Raw genomic sequence first — 25,042 nt, 5'->3', positions numbered from 1 at the left:
TTAAGCAGTAATTTGGCGTATATTATCTTCTTTTTTATCTGTATTATGCGTAATATACAAGCAATCAATCGCCCCTAAAAGCTTCGTTGCAATGGAGCGCACAAAGGATAAATCATTTATTAAAGAAGTGGATTGTGCTAAGGTGATTTTCTGATTATACACAAGCAATTCTGTTTTATTTACAATATACAAATCATCATAAGAAAACTCATTTTTACACGCTTTAATTTTCTTAAGCACTTGCGCGTTGTCATCTTCTGGCGTAATCTTTAGCTCTTCAACACTTCGTAAGAGCCTAGCTAGCGACTTTCTAATCGCGTCATACTCATCACTTAACGCCTTGTTTTCGCTCAAAGAATAGCGTTGAATGTTCTTTTGTAACAAAAGCATATATTTCACTGCTTCTACGATATTTTGTGTAGCAAGCTGTAAATTATAATACGAGTGGTTTTGCGCATCGCTTTCAATGTGTGCCTTAGCCTTGATACTAAACTCCATAATAGCATTATCAAGGGGCTTAATCGTGTTTTCATACAACTCATTAATATCAATATCTTTTTTAAGCATTGCTTTGTTTTTCGCAAGCGTTTCAAGGGCTTCAAAAGACTTAATATCACGGCGATTAAAGCCAATGCTATGCGCAATAATCCCAAAGGCATTGTTATATAGGTGCTTAATCTCTTTGCGCAAAACTTCTAAGGAAGTATCTGCATAATCTAGCGCAGAGTTTTCTAAATACAACGGCGCGCCAGAATCGCTATCTTTTTTGTTGCGCACCATTAAATAAAGCAAGTGAATAAGCTTTGGAATAAAAGGGAGCATTAAAAGGATTCCAATTAAATTAAACAATGTGTGGAAAACTGCAAGCCTTAGCATATCATCTTGAATGTCTAAAAAGTCGCTAATTGCAGTTACTAAAAATAACATTTGATTAATAAAGACAATCGCCACAATGGCTGTGATTCCATTAAATACAATATGCGCTAGGGCTAATCGCTTACCATTAAGGTTTGAATTTATCGCTCCAAGTGCTGTTGTAACGCTTGAACCAATGTTTGCGCCAATCGCCATTGCAAGCGCGTTTTCATAGGTTACTTGCCCGACAGAAAGCGCGGAGATAACAATTACAAGAGTTGCGTGGCTACTTTGGGCAACGATAGTAAAAAGGATTCCAATAAAAGTAAAGACAAGCACACCTTTAAAGCCACTTACTGCATATTGTGTCAAATCTATCATTTCTTTATATACATCAAAGCCCTCTTTAATGTAATAAATTCCAAGAAAGATAAATCCGATTCCAACTAGCACATATCCGATTCCGCGCGTAATTCTATCTTTCACAAAAAGGCAAATCACACCAATGGCAATTAGTGGCAAGGCGTATTCTGCGATATTAACCTTAATCCCAATTCCAGCGATGATCCAAGCCCCTGTCGTTGTTCCAAGATTTGCTCCAAAAATCACACCCACGCCTTGTGCTAAGGTAATAATTCCAGCAGACACAAAAGAAATCGCAAACAACGAAATTAGCGTGCTAGATTGCATAAGAGCCGTTGAAATTGTTCCAAAAATAATGCTTTTTAGTGTGTTAGAAGTTGCTTTTTTCATAATCTTTTCTAGCACACCACCACTTAAAAGCTTAAACCCATCTTCAAGCGTTAGCATTCCAAACAAGAAAATCCCAACGCCTGCGATAATCTCAACGCTATCTTTATGCATATAAAAAATATAGCACAATATTAAAATTGCTAGAGGCAACCCTATTCTTTGCAAAAACACTCCTTTTATTTAAAGTTACTTTTGGATTGTGTTGTTAATTTTTAGCGCTATCACTTGTCTTGCATTTTATTCCTTATTTTTTAAGCGCTTTAACAAAGCAAATCCAAGCCACATTGCAGAAACAACCACCACAATACTTACCCAAGTTTCAACAAGCCCTACTGGCTGTGTTAAATCAAAAAATCCTTTCATTAAATCCCTGCGCTATTTAATTTTCTAAAACTTGCGCACAGCGCGCGCAAGGTTGCCCTTCTTGCTTGCTAATAAACTGCCAACAACGCGGACATTTATGCCCACTTGCTAGATAAATCTTGTAATTCTCGCCCTTGAATGTGAAAGTTACAAGCGCGTTTGCTTCGCTATTCTCTTTAATAGCACTCACCATTAGCCAAAGGTTTAATTCCTTAAAATTTTCTAAAGAAGTTGGAATCCCTAAATCCACTTCAAGCGTGGATTTGATTTTACCTTCTTTTTTTAAGCTATCAATTTGCTCTAAGAAGCTTGAACGCAAGGCTAAAAGCATTTCAAAATCCACACTTGGAGTTTCAAAGCTAGGCAAAGGCTGATAGAGTAAATCTAGCACATCATAACTTGCTACATTTGCGATTCCACAAGATTCCAATAACGCCTTACTTTGCGTATGGCTTAGAGCCTCATTAATAGTATAAGTGAGAATTGGGGCAAGCAAGCCAAAAAGCCTACCGCAAATTAAAGCCATTACGCTTTGTGCAGCTTTGCGCTCTTTTGAATTTAGCGCATTGCAATACAAATTATCTTTACATAAATCCAAATAGATTCCACTTAACTCCACATTTAAGAAGTAATTTAACTCTTGCAACCCCTTTGAAAATTCATAATTAAAAAAGAATTGATTGACACTTTCAAAGCATTCTTTAGCACATTTTAAAATCCACAAATCAATTTGTGAAAAATGCTCAACTTCTAAGGATTCCAAAGATTCCACATTAGCAAGCAAAAAGCGGATTGTATTGCGTATCTTGCGATAATTATCGCTCACTTGTTTTAAAATATTTTCTGAAATCCTTTGATCATTTTGATAATCACTTTGTGCCACCCAAAGGCGCAAAATCTCACTTCCAAAGTCTTTTAACACTTTCTCTGGTGGAATCACATTGCCTTTAGATTTGCTCATTTTCTCACCATTTTCGTCCATTGTAAAGCCGTGCGTTAAAATGCTTTGATAAGGCGCACATTCATTAATCGCACAGCTTACAAGCAAGGAACTATGAAACCACCCTCTATGCTGGTCGCTCCCCTCTAAATACATTTGCGCTGGATAACCGCCACTTGTGTATTTTGCGTTATTTAAAACAGCTTTCCAAGTGCTTCCACTATCAAACCACACATCTAAAATATGGTGGATTTTCTCTAAATGCTCACTTTGTGCTTTAAAACTTGGAGGCAAAAGCTCTTCTACACTCTTACTCCACCACGCATCACAGCCCTCTTTGCTAAAAATATCTGCTACAAAATCTAAAATTTCAGCATTTAATAACACTTCACCACTACGCTTATCCCTAAAAAACGCAATAGGCACACCCCAATCCCTTTGTCTTGAAATGCACCAATCAGGGCGTTCTTCAATCATAGAGCGGATTCTACGGAGTCCGTGTTCTGGGTAAAAACGCGTTGCATCAATTTGCTCTAATGCCACTTCGCGCAGTGTTTTTCCCTTGCTACTAAAGGGAGTATCCATCATCACAAACCATTGCGCCGTTGCCCTAAAAATAATCGGCTGGTGAGATCGCCAGCAATGCGGATAGGAATGCTTGATCTTAGTATGCTTTAAAAGATTCTCCCCTAAAAGCTCAAAAATCCTTGTATGTGTGTCAAAAACAAATTTTCCTACAAATTCATCAGGATTAAACAATAATTGCTCTCTAATTAGAGTTTCATCAAAACAACCCCTATCATCAACAGGCATATACACAGGCAAATGGTATTTTAACCCCACAAAATAATCGTCCTCTCCGTGTCCGGGAGCTGTATGCACACAACCACTTCCCTCGCCCACTGCAACATGTTCGCCTAGGATAATCTTAGAATCCTTGCCATTTAGTGGATTAATTGCGTGCTTGTTTTCTAAAATCTTTGCGCTAAAGGTTTTTAGGATTCCATTCTCTACAATGCCACTTTGGACAAGTTTTTCCACTTGTGAAGCTAGAACAATTTTGCCATTGCTTGTGAGCGCATAAGTTTCATTTGGATTTAGCGCAATCCCGCTATTTGCTGGCAAAGTCCAAGGCGTTGTTGTCCAAATTACGCATTGTGCTTTTTGGATTCCACATTCTTTAGCGTTAATAGCTTCTAGTGCGTCTTGTTGCAAATCAAAGGCTACAAAGATAGAATCGCTTTCTTTTTCTTTATACTCCACTTCTGCTTCAGCAAGTGCTGTTTGGCAAGCCCAGCTCCAATACACAGGCTTGCTACGCTCTTTTAACAATCCTTTTTTTGCGATTTCACAGAGTGCTTTATAAATTTCTGTCTCAAAGGCAAAATCCATTGTTTGATAAGGATTTTCAAAATCCCCCCAAACTCCAAGCCCTAAAAACTCGTCTTTTTGGATTGCTACAAACTCTTGTGCGTGCTTGCGACAAAGCTCTCTAATTTTCGTTTTTGGTAGATTATCCTTTTTTTCTTTGCCGATTTTTTTCTCCACTTGTTGTTCAATAGGCAATCCGTGGCAGTCCCAGCCGGGTGTGTAAAATACCTTTTTACCTTGAAAATAATGGTGTTTTACAACCATATCTTTTAGAATCTTATTAAGCGCGTGTCCTATGTGGATATGCCCATTTGCATAGGGAGGACCATCGTGAAGATTAAAACTATCTTTGGCGTTTTGGCGATTTTTTAGCATTTTTGCATACACGCCTTTTTGCTTCCAAGAAAGATAGGTTTTAGGTTCATTTTGTGGAAGATTTCCACGCATAGGAAAGCTAGTAACAGGTAGCACAAGAGTTTCTTTATAATCCATAAAATTCCTTTGTTTTAAGACAATAAAGTTTGAATACTACCTTAATTTGATTTAAAATTGTATTATTTTTAAGTTCTTTTAAACTATTTTTTAAATAGACTTCGCCTTATGAAAAAATTATTTATTTTATTTGGTTTTGTTGCTGTTTTATTTTTTGGTGCTTGCAGTGGAGAAAATAATTCTTTTCTTTACAAAAGCTCTAATTGTAATGATGCAAAGCGTGATTGTTTAATTAAATGTCGCAAAGATGGCAAAGGGCAAACTCGCTGTCTTGAAGAATGCGAAAAGGTGCGTGGAATGTGTGAAGCAGTAAAAACAAAAGGTTGCTTGCAAGATTGCAATACACGCCACGGAAAAAATACTCCAGCTTCTGAGCAGTGTAAAAAACGCTGTCAAGGCTTATAAAACGCATTTAAATCACAATGAAATCTCTTTTAAAGTCCAAAATCTTACTCTGTATTTTTGGACTTTTCATATTCTTTGGTGGAGCTTTTGCGCTGTTATTTTCACCTTTTGGGAATAGCCTTGTTGCAAGTTTAATCCTTAAAAATTTAGAATCCAAAACAGGCATTGTATGGGAAACGCGTGATTTTAAACTTACCCCAAGTGCATTTTCTTTGGATTTTAGCGCATTAGATACGCATTTGGAGCTTTTTGCAAAGGGTAATTACTCTCTTTTAACCCAAAGCATTCAAGGAGATTTTCTTTTAAACTCTAAGGGCTTTTTGCTTCCGCTTAAAAATCAGCAAAAGCACCTAAAAATCCCTAATAACGCGTGGATTGAAGGCACATTTTCAGGAGAGTTTGCAAACTATTTCATTCAAGCAAGTAGCAATCTCTTACAAGCCCATAGTGATTTAAGCATAGCCTTTTCTTATCTAACTCCCCAAAGTATTAGCCTTGCCACAAAAGATGCAAGCCTTGCCAAAACACTTGAAATGCTAAATATTATCCCATATAGCGATGGAATCTTAAGCCTTGATTTACAGCTTAACCGCCACTTAGCCCAAAAGGCTTTCAACAGCACCTTTGATGGCAATATTACACTAAATATTGATGGCGGAGATTTAGATACAGAAGCGTTTTTAAAAACCTTTAATCTAAAGATTTCTCCAACGCATTTTATCACGCAATTCCAAGGCACAATCTCCCAAAACACTTTAGATTACACTTTCAACCTTTACTCTAATATTGGCGATATTCTCTTAAATGGAACAACTAATATCTACTCTCTTGCCACAAATACAGACTTTAATATTAAGCTTCAAAGCTTATCGCCTTTTTCACCTTTTTTTAAACTCCCCTTAAATGGAATCTTTTTAGCAAAAGGCACAGCACGCGGTGATATAAAAAATATGTTAATCCAAGGCGGAATCACACTTGAAAACTCCCCGCTTGACTTTCGCCTAAGCTTAAAAGAGTTAAATCCCCATACCCTTGAGTTAAACAGCGATAATCTCCAAGCAATGGCGCTTTTAAAGCTTTTTAATCAACCTGCTTATCTTAATGGAATCTTATCACTAAAAGTGCTTTTGCGCGACTTTACACACGGAATCTCAGGCATTGCACAAATTCAAGGAGAAAACCTATTTATCAATAGCCCACTCTTTGAAACCCACACTAAAATTGGTTTCCCCTCCACTGCATTTTCTTTAGATTCCAAAGTTGAACTTGCACAAGGCAAAGGAGTGGTAGATTACATTTTGGATTCTAACATTATACGCTTTCAAAGCGTAGGTGGAAGCATTACGCTAGCACCTTTTAGCCTAAATCTCCCTCAAAATATTAATGCTAGCAAACTCCAAAATCTCTCTTATAACAACAAAAGCCTACTAAATGGCGCGCTAAACCTTAATGGCATTGCAACACAAGATTCTATTACACTAAATGGCGCAATCACACAAGAAAAGTTAGAATCCAAAATCAGTCTTATCTTAAACCCAAAACGCATAAACTTTAACTTAGAAAATCTCTCCCAAAAGCAAATTCACACAATTTTTCCAAAGATTCCAACCTTTTTAAAAACACTAGAAGGACGCGCTAATCTACATTTTCAACACGATTTTTTAGAACACACAAAGCACATAAATTTTGACATTATAGCTCTAAAGCTTCAAAAAGGAATGCTCTTAAATAATCTCAATAAAGTGAGTTGCATAAATCTAGACAACGCTACTTTTAGCGGACATTTTTACAATAAACTCCAAGCAGATAATACACTCTTAAGCACTTTTACACTCCAAAACAAAAAAGATTCCAACCCCAAAAACATTCATACTTCTGAAATTATTACAAATCTAAACACGCAAGCACTAAGAGGAAATCTCACAATACAATGCAACAAAACCACAAAAAAGGCTGATATAAGTGGCTCAACACAAAATCTAAAATTTAAAAAAGCTATATAAAAACACAAATTTAGCACAATTTAAATTTAAATTCATTTTTTCTTTATATTAATTTCGCTTAAATGCGTGCAAAATTTTATCCCCCCCTTAAGGCTTCAAAATGGAAGATTTAAAGCAAACTTACCCCGATTCTCTCCCCTATCATCAAGGTGGCAAAATTGAAGTTATTGCACGCACCAAGCTTGATAACGAACACGACTTGTCCCTAGCCTACTCTCCGGGAGTTGCCGTCCCTTGTAAAGAAATCCAGCGCAATCCAAACACCGCCTATGAATACACCGCAAAAAGCAATCTTGTTGCTGTTATCTCCAATGGAACAGCAGTTTTAGGGCTAGGTGATATTGGCGCACTTGCAGGAAAACCTGTAATGGAAGGCAAAGCAGTGTTGTTTAAAAAATTTGCCGATATTAATGCCTTTGACATTGAAGTTGATGAAACAGATCCCGATAAATTTATTGATATTGTGCGTGCTATCGCCCCAACTTTTGGAGGAATCAATTTAGAAGATATTAAAGCCCCTGAGTGTTTTTATATAGAATCTCGCTTAAAAGAGATTTTAAATATCCCTATTATGCACGATGACCAGCACGGAACGGCGATTATCTCCGCTTCTGGAATCATCAATGGGGCAAAGGTTACTAATAAGAATATTGCGGATTTAAAGGTCGTTGTGCTAGGGGCTGGTGGTGCGGCAATTGCTTGTGCAAAAATTGCCCAAAGTCTAGGCATAAAAAATATTGTAATGTTTGATAGTAAGGGCGCAATCACCACGCACCGCAAAGACAATCTTAATGGATTTAAAAAAGATTTTATCGTAGATAGAGAAATCAACTCTTATAAAGACGCGCTTGATGGTGCGGATGTGGTGCTAGGACTATCAAGAGCAGATATTTTAGAAGCAAAAGATATTGAAGGAATGAATCCTAATCCAATGATTTTTGTAATGAGCAATCCAGTGCCAGAAATTAGCCCGGAACTTGTGCGAAAAGTGCGTCCAGACGCAATTATCGCCACAGGCAGAAGCGATTATCCTAATCAAATCAATAATGTGCTAGGGTTTCCTTATATCTTTAAAGGTGCGTTAAAAGCACGCGCAAGATGTATTAATGAAGAGATGAAACTTGCAGCAGCAAAAGCATTAGCGGACTTAGCAAGAGCGGAGATTCCAAGTGATTTAAAGCAAGAATTAGAGAAAATCCACGGCAGAGCCTTTGAATTTGGCAAAGAATACATTATCCCAAGCCCATTTGATACACGCTTAAAAGAGTTTATCTCAAATGCTGTTGCTCAAGCTGCCATTGATAGCGGTGTGGCGCGCATTAAAAGCCTATAATTTATGGAAGAATTTAGCTATAAACTCGTAATGTTTGGCTTTAGTGCATTATGCGAAGATTTAGAAGAAGTCAAACGCCGCTTAAGCATTTATCCCATAGAGCGTTATACGCTTGAAAATGGTGATGAATGCTTCTTAGTAGATCTCAAAACGCGTGAAGTTTATCCGATTCTTTTAAAAAACAATCGCTTTGTGATTGATAAACTTTAATTTTAGTCACTTCTTTAAAATTTATATTCAAGGCTTATATTACCCTTGCCGCCATATCCGCCATCTACATCGCTCATCACCGAAAACCCATATTGTAACGCAAAACCATTATCAAATTGATTTTTTCCAATAAAGTCAAGTTGAAAGGTTAAAGGCTCCGGATTAAGCTCATAACCGATAAAGTTTTGGGCATTGCTCAAGCTTACAAAAACTTGGTCTGCTGAGTTATATAGATTCTTTTTTGCTAAGAGTGAAAAAATATAGGAATTTTTTTCATTCACAAGAGCGTATTCCACCCCAGTACCCAAACCTACATTAAAAGATTCAAATGATTGCTGTGCGTAATTTGTCCCTCTATAATCACCAATACTATCATAACCAAGACTCAAAAGCCCCACAGGCTTCAAAAGAGATTCAAAATTTTCTCCCTTTTTTAGCAAGAAGTTATATTTATAATAATTATGAGAAAGCAATCCCAAAGAATCCGTATGCGCTTTTTCACTCCCCAAAACACCCTGCATACTTCTATCTCCTCTAATAGAGCTAATAGATAGATTGCTTTGTATTTCGTGATTGCCTGTTTGATACAACCCATAAACTCCAAAATTCACAATCGTAGAATTATCGCTAAAAATAGAAGCGTCATAATTTGACTTACCAAATCCAGCCATAACACCAAGTATCAACTCATCATCTCCTATATCAAACAATCTATCATAGCCAATATTTGTGCTATAAAAATTAATATCTGCTTCATCATCTCTACCTTGCACAAAAGCCCCCACACTCGTATTTAGCCACATATTATTTTTCTCTCTCATACTCTCAATTTCCTGAATAGCTAACGATGTGGCTTCAGTATCATTGCTTGCAAGCTTCACAGGAGTTATAGCAAAGTGTTTTTGTGCGTGTCTTACTTGAATAATGCGCGTATTAATGCTTTGATTATTTGCCCAAAGCACCTTTTCAATAGTATTCACACTATTTTTAGCAATACGCTCCATATCCTTATCAATAGCTCCCAAATATCCCTCTAATTCTTTATATTGACTTGCTGTTCCTGCCATTTGCACAAAAGAATCTTGTGGATTATGCTGGATTAAAATCTCTAGCAATCTATCATTATTAATATATTTTGATAGCTCCTTATAACTGCTTGGATCTTCTTTGATAAATTTAACTTTCACCTCTCCATTTTCCACAAGCGTAACCCAATACAGCGGCGCATTTCCATTTGCGAAATCAAAATAAATTCTCTTATCTGTGCGATTATCCGTAATGCTCCCTGCAGAAATTAGCGTGTAGTATTTATTAAGCTGAAAATCTCCACCGCTACTATTTTCAGGTGCTTTTATGCTTTCATCTAGTTTTACATCAATACGCGTGCCATTTTCTAGGGTAAGATTTTTACCTGTGTTTTGCACCACTCCATTTGACAGAGTATTGCCTTCCAATTTTAGCGCGTGGAATCTATCATCATTTGTGCCAGCTTGTGTAGCAAGCTTTAGCGGGTCAGATTCTGAAAATGTTTGATTTGTAGGCATTGTGGCAGTTTCGCTTGTAATATCTCTTGTCATCGCAGAAACACTTACGCTATTTTGTACAGCCTTATTCCCAGCACTTGGCTTAGGCTTACCAACATTCTCCAGACTTAAATGTTGAGAAATAGTGAGATTTGCCTTAATAGGTGATTCTATATAGTTTTGGTTTGCCATATTATGCTTGAAAATCCCAAAGTGGATTCTGGAGCTTTCATCAGTAATGAGACTTGTTTTGCCACTACTAAAGCTTTGGCGATTCATATCCCAGCTATTGACATAAACATTACTGCCATTTGTCGCTTCAATGTTGAAGTTCTTTTGCTCGCTAGAATTCGCTTTTTTGCTCTCTACTTTGTCTAAATCTAGACTTACATACACCTTGCTACCATTTTGCGCTAAAAGTTTGTTAATCTCTAGTTTTGAACCTATCTCGGTTTGAATTATCGTCTCTCCGCTCTCATTTACGCCCAAAGTCCCGCTTCCATTTGCCACTTTAAAGCTAGATTCCCCACCAATTAAAAGCTTTTTACCTCCGCTTAGTAGTGCTTCATTTGGATTGGTATTAAAGATAGATTTGCTATCAATGTAAAGATTATGCGCAATTGTGCCACCTTGATTTAGTGTTACATTGGCGGAATCTTGCAACCAAACATTCTCCCCATAGAATCTATCGTTACTCACACTGCCGCCCTTAAACACAAAGTTTGTAACATTAAATTTAGAATCTTGCCCCACATTCAAAGCAAGATTGCTTAAACTCTCCGCCACAATTGTGCCAACATTTAACGCCGTATTAGCTCCACTCAAGCTTATGCTATTGAAGTTATCTTTAAGCGTTAGGATTCCACCACTTTTGACATTTAAACTAGCTCCACCTTTTAAATCCACACTTGCAGTAATATTGCTTAGATTAGAATCTATTTTAGAACCATTATCCGCAGAGATTTTACCTTTATACTGTGAAGATTCTAATGCCTTTTCAAAGGCTTTAGAGTCCTTTGCCAAAGATTCTTTAGCGTGAGCGGTGAGCGTGATATGGCTTTTTTGCTTTGCGTCAATGTTAAACTCTTGTTCTTTACCGCCTAACTCAAAATTTAATGCCACGCTTGACTTATCTGCTGTGAGCGTTTTACCACTACCCAAAAAGCTAGAATCTTTATCTACATTAACATTGAGTTGTAAATTTGTAGCTTTAAGGTTAGAATCTATTTTGCCCCCAGTTGTTAGCACAATATTGCTAATCTTACTATTCATAGATTTATCATTAAAACAATCTACACCAGATTTATCTCCGTTGCAAGTTTGGCTTAACCCACGCGATTCTGTGCCTTGTAGCTCAATGCCTCCATTCGCGCTTAAAATCGCAGAATGCACCACATCTTTAACCTTGCTATTTGTCGTTTCCCTAAATCCATTAACGACAATCAGCGTATTATCTTGATTTGTAGAGCTAATTTTATCTTGCACTTGCAATTTAGATTCTTTGCCCTCCACTATAATGGAATTTTTGAGATTTTCGGGTTTAGACTCTTGCCCTTGCGTTGTTGTATCTTTTAGCATTATGGATTTTAGGCTTAGACTAGATTCGCTCATCACTCCAACATTGCCAGTAATTGCTGTGCTTGTGCCAGTAATGGTTGATTTATCCTTAACAAAAATATCATAACTTGTAGGCTTTGTGAAATTTCCCATAGAATTGAGATTGCTTAAATCAAAAGTAGATTTCTCAAAGCCTAGTGATTGTGCAATTTCAAGCTTTGAAGTGCCTTGTATATCAACAATATTGCTATCACTATTTTGAATTCCTTTAAAGATAAGATTCTTAATTTCCGCAGTGCTGTTATTTAGAGAAATTATTACCCCGCTTTTGTGCATTTCCCTATCAAGTGTTAAAAAGTCTGCTTTTAAACTTGCTTTGATTTTTTAAGTCAAGCTTGGCATTAAAGTCATAAATGCTTGAGTTTATCTTTGTGCCATCTGCTTCAATCTCGCCTTTAAATTGGATTGTTTGATTTGCGATTTTCTGCGTTTCTTCTTTTAGCTTATTTTTCTCCACAATTTGCTGATACTCAAATCCATTGCCTGTGGTGTTTTCGCCATCCTTTTTATCAATATAATGCTCTATATCTCCGCCAAAGTTAATCGCCGAGTTAGAATCTGCCTTGATTTTACCCTCCAAAGTCGCCTCACGCCCTACATCAAGCCGAGAATTTTGCAAATCAATCGTGCCGATTTTAAACACTCTATGATCCCAGTCTGGCTGCTCTAGCGTGCTAGGACGACTTAGATCCATCCAGCTAGGCAAAGTGCTACCCTCTGCTTTTTTCACAAGCTCTAAAAAATTCTTCACTCCAAGGTTTGTTGTTATGTTTTCATTTCTAATATATGCGTGAGTTGTAGGATGTCCTTGTAAAACAACTTTGCCATTATCTACTTCTAGCCCTTTAGCATCAACATTCCCATCAAAGACAAGCGCCACCTTTTTATCATCACTTATGGGAGTTTTATCATCGCCTTTATAGATAAGGTTTATATTGTTATTTTTATCTGCATTATCATTTTTAGAATCTGTGCTTTGCCCAAAACTTGCGTGAATAATGGTATTAGCTTTATTTTGTGTTTTCTTTTTATTCTCATACCCCAAGCCCTCAATAATCATATTGCTTAAAGTAGAATCTGTATTAATAATATTTGCACGAGAATCATTGCTTGATATGGCATTAAGCGTTAGACTATTACCTTTTAAGTCCAAGTTCCCACCACCATTACCAAAATAGATTCCAAGGTTATCTACATCGTTTTGCTCTAGTTTAAAATGGTGCTGAATCTGCGAATCTAGCGGTGGTTTCACAGCCACTGCACCAAAAGCCTGCGCCTTATCCTTTGTTAGTTCCAAAGTCCCACGCCCGCTTGTAAGATACACACCTTTAAACACTTGAGAATCTGTATTGAAAATTACCTTTCCATCGCCCACGCGGAGATAGCCCTGCTCGGCATTTGCACCTGTCTTAATCTCTAATGTGCCTTTACCAACTTTATGCAAAGAATCATTTACGCTTGTTTTGCCACTAATAAAGCCAAGCCCCCACTCTACCTTAACATTTTCATCAATATCAAGCCCTGCTCCGTCAAAGCCAAAAAGTTTGCCGTTACTTTGTGTGCCACTTGTGATTTTATAGATTGTTGGATTTGTGGCATTTGCCCCATCTTTTGCTTTAAAGACAAAACCACCTATCTGTCCGCTGTCTAGTAGGCGTATATCTTTTTGGGTTTCTATGCTACCGCCATTACTAAAAACCAAGTCTTTATTGTTTTGCTTACCTATCCAAGCTCCATTCTGGAATCCTTGCCCATCGTAAGTCCAGTCACTCCCCTTTAAATCTATCTCTTGCTCATTTTGCTTTTTATACTTCTCAAAATCTTCCTTAGTCGCCACAGCAATGGCAGAAGTCCCACCACCCACAAAATCCGCTTGAGCGGTTACACCAAGCAGTAGCCACTTGCCCTTACTTTTATCATAGATGTAGAATCCACTTCCGCTATCGCCCGGGCTTATGGAATTAACCCAAGTAAGATCGGTGCGTTCTACTATTTGGAGTCCCCTAGCCCCCACATTTTCATTTGCTTTTGAGTTTTGATAAGTGATTTTACTAAAGTCAATCGCACCACTCAAGCTCCCACCACGAGTCCCGGTAATCGCGGCTATCCCACCATTGCTAAATCCACCGCCCGGAGCATTAAGAAGACTTAATGTCCCTGAACCTGCTTGAAACACAAGAAGATTGCCATTAGAATCTGTCGCATTATTTTTTAAATACTCTTTTAGCTTTTCTAGATTCGCTGCTTCTAGGCTTGCATTAGGGTTAGTAGCGGTGCTAGTATCTGATTGCAATCCCGCATCAAAGATTTCTGTTTCGCCCTCTACAATATATTTATTAAATCGTGCAAAAGACACATCAAAGCCATAATTTTTAGATTTATTATCTGTATTTATGGTGTAAGAAGTCTGCCCCCAGCGTCTTACCTCTGCATTTGTAGCATTGGCAAGCGAGTTATTACTACTTCCGCTACTACCTACGACATGCGTAGCAGTGATAACGAAGTTTCTCCCAAGAGCTGTGGAGTTGCCATTATTGCTTCTAGCAGATTGATCAATAATAGGAGCTTCAAAGCTCATAGACACACCCGGGGTTTTGCTAGAGTGGATAACGACATTTTCCGCCCCAGCACTAAACGCCCCCTTATTCTGCCCTAAGTCCAAAAAATCGCGATAGAAAAACTTATCGGCATAGATAATCTGTGCGTTTAACCCACTTATCAACACATTTGATAACACAATAACGGCGATAATTTTCTTATTATCTTTATATTTCAACACGATAAAATCCCTTCATTTTTTGCTAAGTTTATTATGGCAAATATAAAGTTTTATGCTCTATATTAAGACAAAAATGTAATTAAATTGTATCAAAAGCATAAAAAATAATACCTAAAGAAACGGAGTTAGTATTTAGCAATAAAAATATTTTAATGCTTTTTAAAAAGTTAAAAAATAACTTTCTAATCCAAGCAATAAAGCTTGCTTAATGTGCAAAAAAGTTAAATAAGAATTTTAATAAATATTTTATTTTATATTTTAAAATCATATAAAATAAAAATAAACTTAAATTAAATATATCAAAAGATTAAAATCAATTTCAACTTTAATACATAAATATTCTACAAATAACAATCTAATTTAAAAAATATCGTATGGAGGCAAAGTTATGGATTTGCGTTTGTTTTAGAACATCAATTTCTATTTCTGTAACAATCCCACCTAGTGCAAAAATTTCTGCTTGATAATCCTTTGGATTAATGCGTTTTAAAAACTCAATGCCTAGCGGAATTCCTTTGTTTGGGCTTTGGAAAATCGGGCTGATTGTAATCCCACTAGCTCCCATTTTATCTGCTTTATCTAAATCTTGCAAATTATGCGCACTATAAAAAACATATTGGAATCTTTTTTTATAATTTTGGATTTGATCTAATTGCGCTCCGTTGCAATGCACTCCATCAAAACCTAATTTTAAACCTAAATTGGCATTAGAATTTATCAAGCTTATTACATTAAATTTACAATTTAACTCTAAAAAGATTTCTAATAATCTAGAGTCAAATAACATTGTTTTATCGCGGTAGGCAGCAAATTGTGGGCGGTGTTTTTTTAAAACTTTTTGATAAAATTTATAGAATTCTAAAGGAGATTGCGGATAGAGAAAAGGGTCAGTTATAAGGTAAGCCTTAATGGGCTTCCTCACTTTCTAAAACCGCTCCTGCCAAGAAAACATAAGTTAGAATCATAAAAATAAATGCTTGTAAAAATGCCATAAATGTTAAAAGCAAAAATGCTGGAAGAGGTGCAACCCAAGGGGCAAGCATAAGCATTACAAGCAAGAACATATCATCTCCCTTGATATTTCCAAAAAGACGGAAAGATAAAGAAACTAATCTTGAACAATGTGAGATGATTTCAATAGGGAACATTAAAGGCGCTAGTGGCTTGATAGGTCCAGCAAAGTGTGCAAAATATTTCACAACGCCAAAAGTGCGAATTCCTTCAAAATTATAAAATACAAACACAACTAAAGCAAGCGTTAGTGTAAAACTCAAACTTGATGAAGGCGCTTCAAAACCCGGAATAATTCCGATTAAATTTGCCAAAAAAACAAAAAGGGCAATTGTAGCAGTTAAAGGCAAATATTTACGAGCCTTCTCCTCTCCAATAACATCTTTTGCCATAAAAATTACACCACCCAAAAACGCTTCAAAAATATTCTGTATAGTGCCAGGAACAACTTGCAGCTTAGAAGTTGCAAGTTTTGCTAAAACAATCGCAATTACAGCAACTAACACTGTGTGGATTGCGATAATAAAGTCATGATCGTGGCTAATCATTCCAAAAAAGGTAAATAATCTTCCGTCCATTTTAAAAGACTCCCTCAATAATTTAAAAGTTAGTAATTATGCCAAAAGTAAATTTAATTAATAATTAACCTTTTCTTAGCACAATTGTTTGAAACAATATATCGTGTAATGCTTTTTTATCCTTGCGCCACAGCGGCAATAAGATTCCAATAACGCTCGTACCAGAAACCAAAAAAGCGAAAAAGCGAAAAAATGCAAAAAGAAATGTAACTTTTTTTCCATTTTCGCGCACAATCCATAAATCATATGCCTTTTTTCCAGGTGTTTGCCCCTTGAGTGCTAGAAGCAGTGCCACAATACTTGCATAAACCAACACCCCAACAGCCGGAGCCCAACTAGACTCACGGAATCCTTGCGCACTGCCAATAACAACATAGGTTAAAACATACAAAAGAGGCATATAAATCATAAAAGTATCAATCACTTGCGCCTTACCGCGCTCTAAAAACCCAGCATAAAAAAGCGCCTTAGAACCACTACTCTCTAACTCTTTGTGCAATTTTAAAGGGAGATTTTTAAAATTTTTAGACTCTAACCGCACAGGCTTTGAAAGTGCAATTATAGAATCTTTTTTAAAATTCTTTTCTTTAAGTAATTCTTTGCCTTGTTTAACCTTTCTCCAGCGCACTATCCTTCCTAATTTCCACGACTTCCCGGTTTAATAGCCTGCGATCCTTGCTTGCACAATGGACAATCTTTTGCTTCATAAGTTTCAAAGATAAAATCTTCTAATGCAAACAAGGGGAGACTTACGTCTAGCTTGCAATCTGGAGCTTCCGTATTCTTTGGTGCATTAAAACGATTACAAATACCTCGATTTGCTAAGGCTGCAAAACCTACAATTTCAGCCCCTAAAGCCTTAATAACTCCTGCAGATTCCATTGCAGAACCACCTGTAGTAATAATATCTTCACAAACAATAACTCTCTCTTTAGGCTTCACTTCAAAGCCTCGTCTTAACGCCATTGCGCCCTCTACACGCTCTGTGAAAATAAAGCGAACTCCAAGTGTGCGCGCTAACTCATAGCCCGCTAAGATCCCACCAAGAGCAGGCGAACAAATACAATCCACCTTGATCCCAGATTTGCGAATTAAAGACGCAAGCTCATATGCTAAATTCTCAGCTACTTTCGGATTTTCCAATACCTTTGCAGATTGCAGATAAAAAGGCGAGTGTCTTCCACTGCTTAATAAAAAATGCCCTTCTAACAGCGCGTTTGCATTCTTGTAAATTTGTGCGATATCCATGGTATTCCTTATTTAGATTCCAACTAGATTTTTAACAAATCCTCTTCTTTGTGTTTAACTAACTCATCAATCTTTTTTGTGGCATTATCGGTAAATTTTTGAATCTCATCTTGACCTTTTTTGGACTCATCTTCGCTAATTTCCTTATCTTTTTCTAGCTTTTTAATCTTATCATTGGAATCTTTTCTGATATTGCGAATTGCAACCTTTGCCTTTTCGCCTATATTCTTAGCTTCTTTAGCAATCTCTTTTCTTTGCTCACTTGTCATCGGAGGAAAAAAGAGTTTAATTGTCTCGCCATCATTATTGGGATTTACACCAATATTTGCTTCTTGAATTGCTCTTTCAATATCTTTTAGTAAATTTTTTTCCCAGGGTGTGATTACAATCGTGCTAGCATCTTGTGCGATAACAGAGCCAACTTGATTAAGCGGCGTTGGAGTATCATAATAATCAATGCGAATGTGATCAAGAATAGAAACAGAAACCTTACCGCTACGCAAAGTTCCAAATTCCTTTTTCATCGCTTCAATACTTTTATCCATTGCTTCTTTTGTATGCGTATAAATTGCTTCCATTAGACTTCCTTTATTTAGATTCTGTATTTTGCGCAGGGATCCCTGATTCTAAAGGAGCCGGCGCAACAGGCACAGCAGGAACGGAAGATGCTGGAATCTCCGCTCCATCGATAATTGAACGCTTGGCATCTTGCATATAAAGATAACCAAGCGCGATAGTATTTAATACAAAAAGTAAGCCAAGTGCAAAGGTAAGCTTCACTAAAAATCCAGCAGGACCTTTTGCTCCAAATAAACTCTCATTACTACCACTATATGCTCCAAGTCCCATACTTGAGCTTTTTTGCATCATTACAACAATTGTAATCAAAATTGCCAGCACAAATTGCAAAATCAACAAAATTCCACTCATAATCTACCTTTTGATTTAAAAAAATTCTGCGCATTTTATCTAAACATACTTAAACAAAAGCTTTATTCCTCTCTAATTTTCCAGCAAACATAAAGCCTATAGAAGCATTACTTATGACCCTTAAGCTTTATTGTAAAATATCTAAAATAGAGATCAAGATAAAAGACAAAAAACAAACATATTACTAAAATATATTACTTAAAATAATCAAATATTTTTCTAAAAATATTTGATTAAAAATAAACTTTTTATTAAACCTAAAATATCAAAGATTATGTATTTATCACACAGACAACTAAACAAAACCACAAAATTTTCGTCTGTTTCATTATTTGGATTTGTAGAGTCTATCGACACTCTAAATCTCAAATCCAAATCAAGAAATCCTTTTCCCCAAAATACCCTTATTTAGCAATTAAAGAACGCATTGACAAATAACTATTTAACGCACCAAGATACGCTTTAGCTGTGGCTTGTAAAGTATCCAAATGCAATCCATGTCCGATAAATGCAGGTTTATTAGGTTCAAATTCTGCTTTTACAACAACTTTTGCAAGCGCATCTTTACCTTCACTCACGGCTTCTACTTTATAATCTTTTAAGATTCCATTGTATCCACTAATTCTATCAATGGTTTTTAAAATCGCATCCACACTCCCATTCCCAATTGCCGCGTCAATACGACTAATCCCATCTTTTAAGATAGAAATTGCTGCATAAGGCACGCCATTAGAATCACTACTAATTTGCATTGCAAGCAATTCAAAAACTTGTGGAATCTTTGTTGCCTCTTCTGTAAGAAGTGCGCGAATATCCTCATCATACACTTCTTTTTTCTTATCGCACAGCACCTTAAACTTCTCAAATGCGTTATCAAGGGCTTCTTTGGTTAAATCATTAAATCCTAAACTTGTTAATTTATCCTTAAACGCCGCTCTTCCACTATGCTTTCCAAGTACCAAGCCCTTATCTTGCGGAATCCCAATATCACTTGCGGACATAATTTCATAAGTTTCCCTATGTTTAAGCATTCCATCTTGATGGATTCCACTCTCGTGAGCAAAGGCATTTTTTCCTACAATTGCCTTATTAGGTTGCGGACAAATTCCCGTAATATCAGCAACCAGCTTGCTTGCTGCGTAAATTTCTTTGGTGTTAATACGCGTCTCTAAATCCCCAAAAATATCCTTACGCGTTTTCAAAATCATCACAACTTCTTCTAGTGCGGTATTTCCAGCTCTTTCGCCTAGCCCATTAATCGTGCATTCTAATTGCCTTGCTCCATTTTGAATTCCAGCAAGCGAGTTTGCAACCGCTAATCCTAAATCATTATGACAATGCACAGATAAAATTGCCAAATCCCCAACGCAAGATTTAAGCTCTTTTATAATATATCCTAATTCTTGTGGCAGACGATAGCCAACTGTATCAGGTAAATTTAAAGTCTTAGCACCTGCTTCAATCACGGCAAGAGCCACTTCTTTTAAAAATCCTATATCGCTTCTACACGCATCTTCGCAACTAAATTCCACATCTTCACACAGGCTTCTAGCAAGCTTAACTGCTTCAACTGCGCGTTTTAGCACTTCATTAGGTTGCATTTTTAGCTTAAATTCCATATGGATAGGGCTTGTGGCAATAAAAGTATGAATACGCTTTTGTTTGGCTCCATCTAATGCCTTTGCTGCGCGTTCAATATCATTTGGAATCGCACGCGCTAGAGAACAAATTGTGCTATTTTGCACCACTTCAGCAATTCTACTGATGGCTTCAAAATCCCCCGGACTTGCTGCTGCAAACCCGGCTTCCATTATATCTACACCAAGTCGTTCTAATTGTAAAGCAAGTTTGACTTTTTCTTCTGTATTCATAGAAGCACCTGGGCTTTGCTCACCATCTCTTAAAGTTGTATCAAAAATCTTAATCATTTCCATTTAAAAATCCTTAAAATATATGTTTAATAGAAAATCTACAAACCCAGTGGGGAATACAGAGAAAGCGTTAAAAGATTTTTACAACAACAAAAAACAAATTTTGTTCGCATTTTAATCCTTATTAAAGCGTCTTGCTAGCAAGTAATACATCGCGCGACTCGGACCAAAACATACATAAAGAGTAATCAAAGTTACAATCGTAAAAATGGGATAGATAAACAAAATTGCTAGCACCAACATTAAAAATACAATGATTTTCTTAAAACCAAACCGCTCTAAATTCATCTTTTTAAAGCTGGGATAGCGGATATTACTCACCATTAGAAGCGACACAGCAAGACTTGCAACCATTAAAAACAGCAAAATTTCATAAGAATAGTGCGGATAAATCCTGCTTAAATACATCTCAAAAAGCAGCCAACTCACCACAAACACCGCAGCAGCAGGAATAGGGAGACCTATAAAAACATTTGGCTCATTTTGAGTTGTAGTAATATTAAAGCGTGCTAGACGGATTGCTCCAAACACAACATACAATCCAGCCACAACAACGCCAAATTTTCCATAATGGAATCCTGTGTAAAAAAACAAAATCATCGCCGGCGCCACACCAAAAGCAACAACATCAGCTAAAGAGTCAAACTCCACCCCAAACTTGCTTGTTGTGCCTGTTAATCTAGCCACACGCCCATCTAATCCATCAAAAATTAAACTCACAAGCACAAGCCAACATGCTAAAGTAAAACGCCCCATAAATGCATAGGAAATCGCCAAGATTCCTAGATAAATGCTAGCACCCGTAAAAAGGTTTGGAAAAATATAAAGCGGATCAATACGCATTGCCTATTCCTTGAAGCTTGCAATCAATGTTTGCCCAGCGTAAATCTTATCTTCAATATTTACTTTTAATTCCGCTTCCAATGGAATTACAAGCTCTGCATCGCCACTTAAAAAAAATCCCAAACGCTCACCTAATTTAAAATCTAGATCCCAAAAATACAAAAAAAGTTGTGAAAAATTTCTTGGATACAAAGTCAAATAGAGCATTGTTTCACTATCCCTATCGCGCTTAAAAGCAATCTTTATATGCTTCCCAGTGGCACTCTTACCATTTTTAAGTCCAAAAACACGCTCTAGCTCCATAGCTTCCCCGGCTTTACCAAATTTAGCTAACGGCATTCTAAGCATTCCACAAAAACAAATCGGTTTTTTAATACTTAAATGAATTCCATCTTCTTTATTCTGAATATTCTTAATTATGCCATCTAAGGGTGCTAACACACAATCATCAGCAATATCTTCAGCAATGCGTTCTAAATTACGATAGAAATACGCCATACATAGCACAACAGCCAAAAACACAAAGGCTAAAAAATTCCAATTTAACAACACAGAAAGTAAAAGTCCAAATAGCGCAATGATTAAAGGTTTCCAACCTTCTTTTGCAATAAGTTCTGTGGTTGTTTTCATAACTCTCCTTTAAGCTTCTTCTTTTTCTAATGCTACAAGACGCGATTCCATATTATTTTTTTCTTCATAGTCTCTAATAATCTCGCGCACTTTTTCGCCATCAATATTTTCTTTTTCAAATAATTCTTTTACAATATTTTCAATAGCTTCCCTATAAGTCTCTAACGAAGTCTTAACCGCGGTAAAGCGCTCATTTAAAACTTCCTTGATATGTGTGTCCATTTTTTGCGCCATTTCTTCGCTATATTCTCTAGCACTACTTAAACCACCATTTAAAAACACATTGCGTTGCTTCTCAAGTACCATCAAACCAGCAACTTCTGTCATTCCATAATAACTTACCATTGCCTTAATAATATCAGTTGCTCTCTCTAAATCGTTGCTAGCCCCCGTTGAAATCTCTCCTAAAAATACTTCTTCAGCAGCCCTTCCACCAAGCAAGACATCAACTTCTGCCAGCAATTCATGTTTTTGCATTAAATATTTATTTTCTTCAGGAGCATTTAGTGTATAACCAAGCGCTGCAAGCCCGCGAGGAATTATAGAAACCTTTGTAACCTTTTTTGCGCCCTTTGTAATCTCTGCAATTAAAGCATGCCCACTTTCATGATAAGCAACAATTTTCTTCTCTTTTGGAGAAATTCTACGAGATTTTTTCTCCAATCCTGCAATTCCCCTCTCTACTGCTTCTAAGAAATCGCTTTGTTCAACCTCCTTTTTATTATTACGCCCTGCAAGAAGCGCTGCTTCATTTACTATATTTGCCAAATCTGCACCTGCAAGCCCAGCTGTTAGTTTTGCTACCTCAAATAAATCCACACTGCGCGCTAACTTAATATTTTTAATATGCACTTTTAAGATTTCCACACGCCCCTCAAAATCTGGTTTATCTACAAGCACTTGTCTATCAAATCTTCCCGGTCTTAAAAGTGCTGGATCAAGCACTTCAGGACGATTTGTCGCAGCAAGAACAATTACTGGAGAGGCATCAGAGCTAAATCCATCCATTTCCGCCAAAAGTTGATTTAGCGTTTGCTCTCTTTCATCATTTCCACTTATCATTCCTCCCGCCGCACGACTTTTTCCAATAGCATCAATCTCATCAATAAAGATGATACTTGGGGCTTCCTTCTTTGCATTTTCAAACAAATCACGCACACGACTAGCACCCACACCCACAAACATTTCAATAAAGCTACTTCCACTCACAGAAAAAAACGGCACATTCGCCTCCCCTGCCACTGCTTTTGCTAAAAGCGTTTTTCCAGTTCCAGGAGGTCCTACTAAAAGCACGCCTTTTGGAATCTTAGCTCCCAAAGTTGCATAGCGTTCAGGATTTTTCAAAAAATCTACCACCTCTACAACCTCATCTTTTGCTTCTGAATTTCCAGCCATATCTTCAAATTTCACATTTGGCTTTTCTGCATTGACAAGTTTTTTTGAGCTTCCAATTCCCAAAATTCCATTCCCCATATTTTTTTGCATACGATTTGCTAAAAACATCCAAATTGCAAAGAAAATAAACACAGGTAAAACCCAACCAAAAAGCATATCGCTTAACCAATTATTCTCACTATAACCTGTGTATTCCACACCTTTTTCATCAAGTAAAGGAATTAGTGTGTTATCCGGATTTACGCGTTGTGCGTTATAAATTATCTTACTTCCGCCACTCTCAGAAGTTGCCTTAATATTAGTTTGACCAATGGCAACAAAATCCACTTGCTTATTTTCAATAAGCTTTTTTAACTCATAATAATTAATTGTTCGTGTTGTACTTGCTCCACTTAACTTACTGACTTCTCCACTAGGCGACATCATCTTAAATGCTACAATAGCAATGATTGCAAAAATCACAAAAACCATCAGTGGATTTTGATTAAAAAATCCATTAGGTTTTTTATCTTGTGGATTTTGATTATTATTTAGATTTTGCATTTATATCCTTTTATTTTTGTAAAACTAAAGTTACCCACTCTGTATTAATTTCTTGTGATATAACTTTAAAATCTTTGAATTTATCAAGAACTTTTTGTAAATATTTCTCTAAAATTCCTGATAAAATCAAATATCCTTCTTTTTTTACAAAATCCCGTAAAGGCAGTGCCACAATGATATCGGCTAAAAGATTTGCTAAAACAATATCAAAAGATTCCTTGTTTTGTGGAATTACGTGTAAAGACCCCAAAAAGACTTGATCTAAAACCACACCATTTTTTCGCATATTCTCTTTTGTAGAATCTACTGCCACTTCATCAGTATCACAAGCCCACACAATCGCACCACTTTTTTTAGCGCAAATGCTTAAAATCCCACTTCCGCAACCCACATCTAAAACCTTCTTATTTTGAAGCTCCAATGCATCTAAAGCTTTCAAACAGCCGAAAGTACTTGCGTGATGTCCGCTCCCAAAAGCAAGTGCTGGATCTATAATAACATTAATTTTGTTATTTTTTTTAGCATACCAAGAAGGGTGGATATAATATCTTCCACATTCAATAGGGGTAATGGAATCGCGGTATTTAGCAATCCAATCCTCATTCTCACAAATACTAACACTTAATTCTAAGCCAACTGTCTCACCAAAGATTTGCTCTATCTCTTTTGCATAGGAAACAAATTGTGCCTTTAAAAATTCTATATATTCTTTAGATTTTTCCGTGCGAATAAGGAATCCATTTTCAATCTCTTCAATCGCCTCACCTGTTATTTCAAGTGCTTTATCTTGCAATAGCCATAAATAATCACTTGCTGTAACGCTTAGGCAATAATAACAAGACTCCATCTTTAGTCATTTACACCTAAAACAACTTCTAATTTTTCTTTTAAAACTTGCGGCGTGAAAGGCTTTACAATATAATTATTTACTCCTGCTTTTAACGCTGTAATAACTTCTGCTTTCCCACCCTCTGTTGTAACCATAATAATAGGAATATCTTTAAAGCGCTCATCAGCACGCACTTTCTTAACTAAATCCAAACCATTCATTTCTGGCATATTCCAGTCCGTGATTAGAACCTTGACATCAGGGTTAGCATTCATTTTTTCCCAACCCTCAACGCCATTTTCACCTTCTAAAATATCGTTATAACCAAGTCTTGCTAAGGTATTTTTGATAATTCTACGCATCGTAGAGCTATCATCAACAACAACCATTTTCAAAGCTAACTCCTTGTAAAATTAAAACTTCTAATTAGAAAAATTAACGGAGCATATTAGCACAATTT

General features: G+C 36.6%; 21 protein-coding genes. 4 read left to right on the top strand and 17 right to left on the bottom strand.

The window, feature by feature from the left end; all coding sequences use genetic code 11:
- The 3 genes from IP358_RS01235 to ileS all read right to left on the bottom strand — a co-directional run bounded on the left by IP358_RS01235 (position 1) and on the right by ileS (position 4,774).
- Positions 1-1,773 carry a Na/Pi cotransporter family protein gene (locus tag IP358_RS01235; protein WP_040498270.1) on the bottom strand — a complete coding sequence of 591 codons (1,773 nt, stop codon included), beginning with the start codon at positions 1,771-1,773 and terminating at the stop codon, positions 1-3.
- 72 nt (positions 1,774-1,845) lie between these two features.
- Positions 1,846-1,971: a hypothetical protein gene (locus IP358_RS01230; protein ID WP_257534883.1), complete on the bottom strand. Its 126-nt coding sequence runs from the start codon at positions 1,969-1,971 to the stop codon at positions 1,846-1,848.
- A 16-nt stretch (positions 1,972-1,987) separates the two neighbouring features.
- Positions 1,988-4,774 (bottom strand): isoleucine--tRNA ligase, encoded by a 2,787-nt coding sequence (ileS, locus tag IP358_RS01225; protein ID WP_006802096.1) that lies wholly within the window; start codon positions 4,772-4,774, stop codon positions 1,988-1,990.
- 108 nt (positions 4,775-4,882) lie between these two features.
- On the opposite strand from ileS, the gene IP358_RS01220 reads away from it, so the two are divergent.
- From IP358_RS01220 to IP358_RS01205, 4 genes are all read left to right on the top strand, one after another.
- Positions 4,883-5,179 (top strand): hypothetical protein, encoded by a 297-nt coding sequence (locus tag IP358_RS01220; RefSeq protein ID WP_006802097.1) that lies wholly within the window; start codon positions 4,883-4,885, stop codon positions 5,177-5,179.
- A 17-nt stretch (positions 5,180-5,196) separates the two neighbouring features.
- Positions 5,197-7,182, top strand: a complete 1,986-nt coding sequence (locus IP358_RS01215) for a translocation/assembly module TamB domain-containing protein (RefSeq protein ID WP_006802098.1) — start codon at positions 5,197-5,199, stop codon at positions 7,180-7,182.
- Positions 7,183-7,282: 100 nt separating this feature from the next.
- A complete protein-coding gene (locus IP358_RS01210; protein WP_006802099.1) occupies positions 7,283-8,515 on the top strand; it encodes a malic enzyme-like NAD(P)-binding protein in 1,233 nt (410 codons plus the stop codon).
- A 3-nt stretch (positions 8,516-8,518) separates the two neighbouring features.
- Positions 8,519-8,725, top strand: a complete 207-nt coding sequence (locus tag IP358_RS01205; protein WP_006802100.1) for a hypothetical protein — start codon at positions 8,519-8,521, stop codon at positions 8,723-8,725.
- A gap of 14 nt (positions 8,726-8,739) precedes the next feature.
- On the opposite strand, the gene IP358_RS01200 is transcribed toward IP358_RS01205, so the two are convergent.
- From IP358_RS01200 to IP358_RS01135, 14 genes are all read right to left on the bottom strand, one after another.
- The gene (locus IP358_RS01200; RefSeq protein WP_006802101.1) at positions 8,740-12,141 is read right to left on the bottom strand and encodes an autotransporter outer membrane beta-barrel domain-containing protein; all 3,402 of its coding nucleotides are present in this window, start codon (positions 12,139-12,141) and stop codon (positions 8,740-8,742) included.
- Between the two features lie 7 nt (positions 12,142-12,148).
- A complete protein-coding gene (locus tag IP358_RS01195) occupies positions 12,149-14,641 on the bottom strand; it encodes a S6 family peptidase (protein ID WP_169302232.1) in 2,493 nt (830 codons plus the stop codon).
- A gap of 358 nt (positions 14,642-14,999) precedes the next feature.
- Positions 15,000-15,566 carry a thiamine phosphate synthase gene (locus IP358_RS01190; protein ID WP_040498271.1) on the bottom strand — a complete coding sequence of 189 codons (567 nt, stop codon included), beginning with the start codon at positions 15,564-15,566 and terminating at the stop codon, positions 15,000-15,002.
- Positions 15,550-16,233 carry a F0F1 ATP synthase subunit A gene (locus IP358_RS01185; protein WP_006802104.1) on the bottom strand — a complete coding sequence of 228 codons (684 nt, stop codon included), beginning with the start codon at positions 16,231-16,233 and terminating at the stop codon, positions 15,550-15,552. The genes IP358_RS01190 and IP358_RS01185 overlap by 17 nt, the downstream gene beginning before the upstream one ends.
- 64 nt (positions 16,234-16,297) lie before the next feature.
- The gene (locus IP358_RS01180; RefSeq protein WP_248613356.1) at positions 16,298-16,861 is read right to left on the bottom strand and encodes an RDD family protein; all 564 of its coding nucleotides are present in this window, start codon (positions 16,859-16,861) and stop codon (positions 16,298-16,300) included.
- A gap of 8 nt (positions 16,862-16,869) precedes the next feature.
- Positions 16,870-17,481 carry an orotate phosphoribosyltransferase gene (pyrE, locus tag IP358_RS01175; RefSeq protein WP_006802106.1) on the bottom strand — a complete coding sequence of 204 codons (612 nt, stop codon included), beginning with the start codon at positions 17,479-17,481 and terminating at the stop codon, positions 16,870-16,872.
- A 23-nt stretch (positions 17,482-17,504) separates the two neighbouring features.
- Positions 17,505-18,059, bottom strand: a complete 555-nt coding sequence (frr, locus tag IP358_RS01170) for a ribosome recycling factor (RefSeq protein WP_006802107.1) — start codon at positions 18,057-18,059, stop codon at positions 17,505-17,507.
- Between the two features lie 10 nt (positions 18,060-18,069).
- Positions 18,070-18,411 carry a preprotein translocase subunit SecG gene (secG, locus tag IP358_RS01165; protein WP_006802108.1) on the bottom strand — a complete coding sequence of 114 codons (342 nt, stop codon included), beginning with the start codon at positions 18,409-18,411 and terminating at the stop codon, positions 18,070-18,072.
- A 404-nt stretch (positions 18,412-18,815) separates the two neighbouring features.
- Complete coding sequence (locus IP358_RS01160) at positions 18,816-20,345, bottom strand: 2-isopropylmalate synthase (RefSeq protein WP_006802109.1); 1,530 nt, start codon at positions 20,343-20,345, stop codon at positions 18,816-18,818.
- Positions 20,346-20,456: 111 nt separating this feature from the next.
- Positions 20,457-21,185 carry a CDP-diacylglycerol--serine O-phosphatidyltransferase gene (pssA, locus tag IP358_RS01155; protein WP_006802110.1) on the bottom strand — a complete coding sequence of 243 codons (729 nt, stop codon included), beginning with the start codon at positions 21,183-21,185 and terminating at the stop codon, positions 20,457-20,459.
- Between the two features lie 3 nt (positions 21,186-21,188).
- Positions 21,189-21,815, bottom strand: a complete 627-nt coding sequence (locus IP358_RS01150) for a phosphatidylserine decarboxylase (RefSeq protein ID WP_006802111.1) — start codon at positions 21,813-21,815, stop codon at positions 21,189-21,191.
- A 9-nt stretch (positions 21,816-21,824) separates the two neighbouring features.
- Entirely contained in the window at positions 21,825-23,753 is a 1,929-nt protein-coding gene (ftsH, locus tag IP358_RS01145; protein WP_006802112.1) for an ATP-dependent zinc metalloprotease FtsH, read from the bottom strand.
- Between the two features lie 10 nt (positions 23,754-23,763).
- Positions 23,764-24,600, bottom strand: coding sequence for a 50S ribosomal protein L11 methyltransferase (gene prmA / locus IP358_RS01140; protein ID WP_006802113.1), 837 nt, complete (start codon positions 24,598-24,600; stop codon positions 23,764-23,766).
- Positions 24,601-24,602: 2 nt separating this feature from the next.
- A complete protein-coding gene (locus IP358_RS01135; RefSeq protein WP_006802114.1) occupies positions 24,603-24,977 on the bottom strand; it encodes a chemotaxis response regulator CheY in 375 nt (124 codons plus the stop codon).
- Between the last annotated feature and the right edge of the window lie 65 nt (positions 24,978-25,042).

Source organism: Helicobacter winghamensis ATCC BAA-430, from assembly GCF_028751035.1.
Taxonomy (GTDB): domain Bacteria; phylum Campylobacterota; class Campylobacteria; order Campylobacterales; family Helicobacteraceae; genus Helicobacter_D; species Helicobacter_D winghamensis.
Note: the sequence above shows the minus strand (reverse complement) of the source record. Positions and strands in the feature narration are given on the sequence as shown.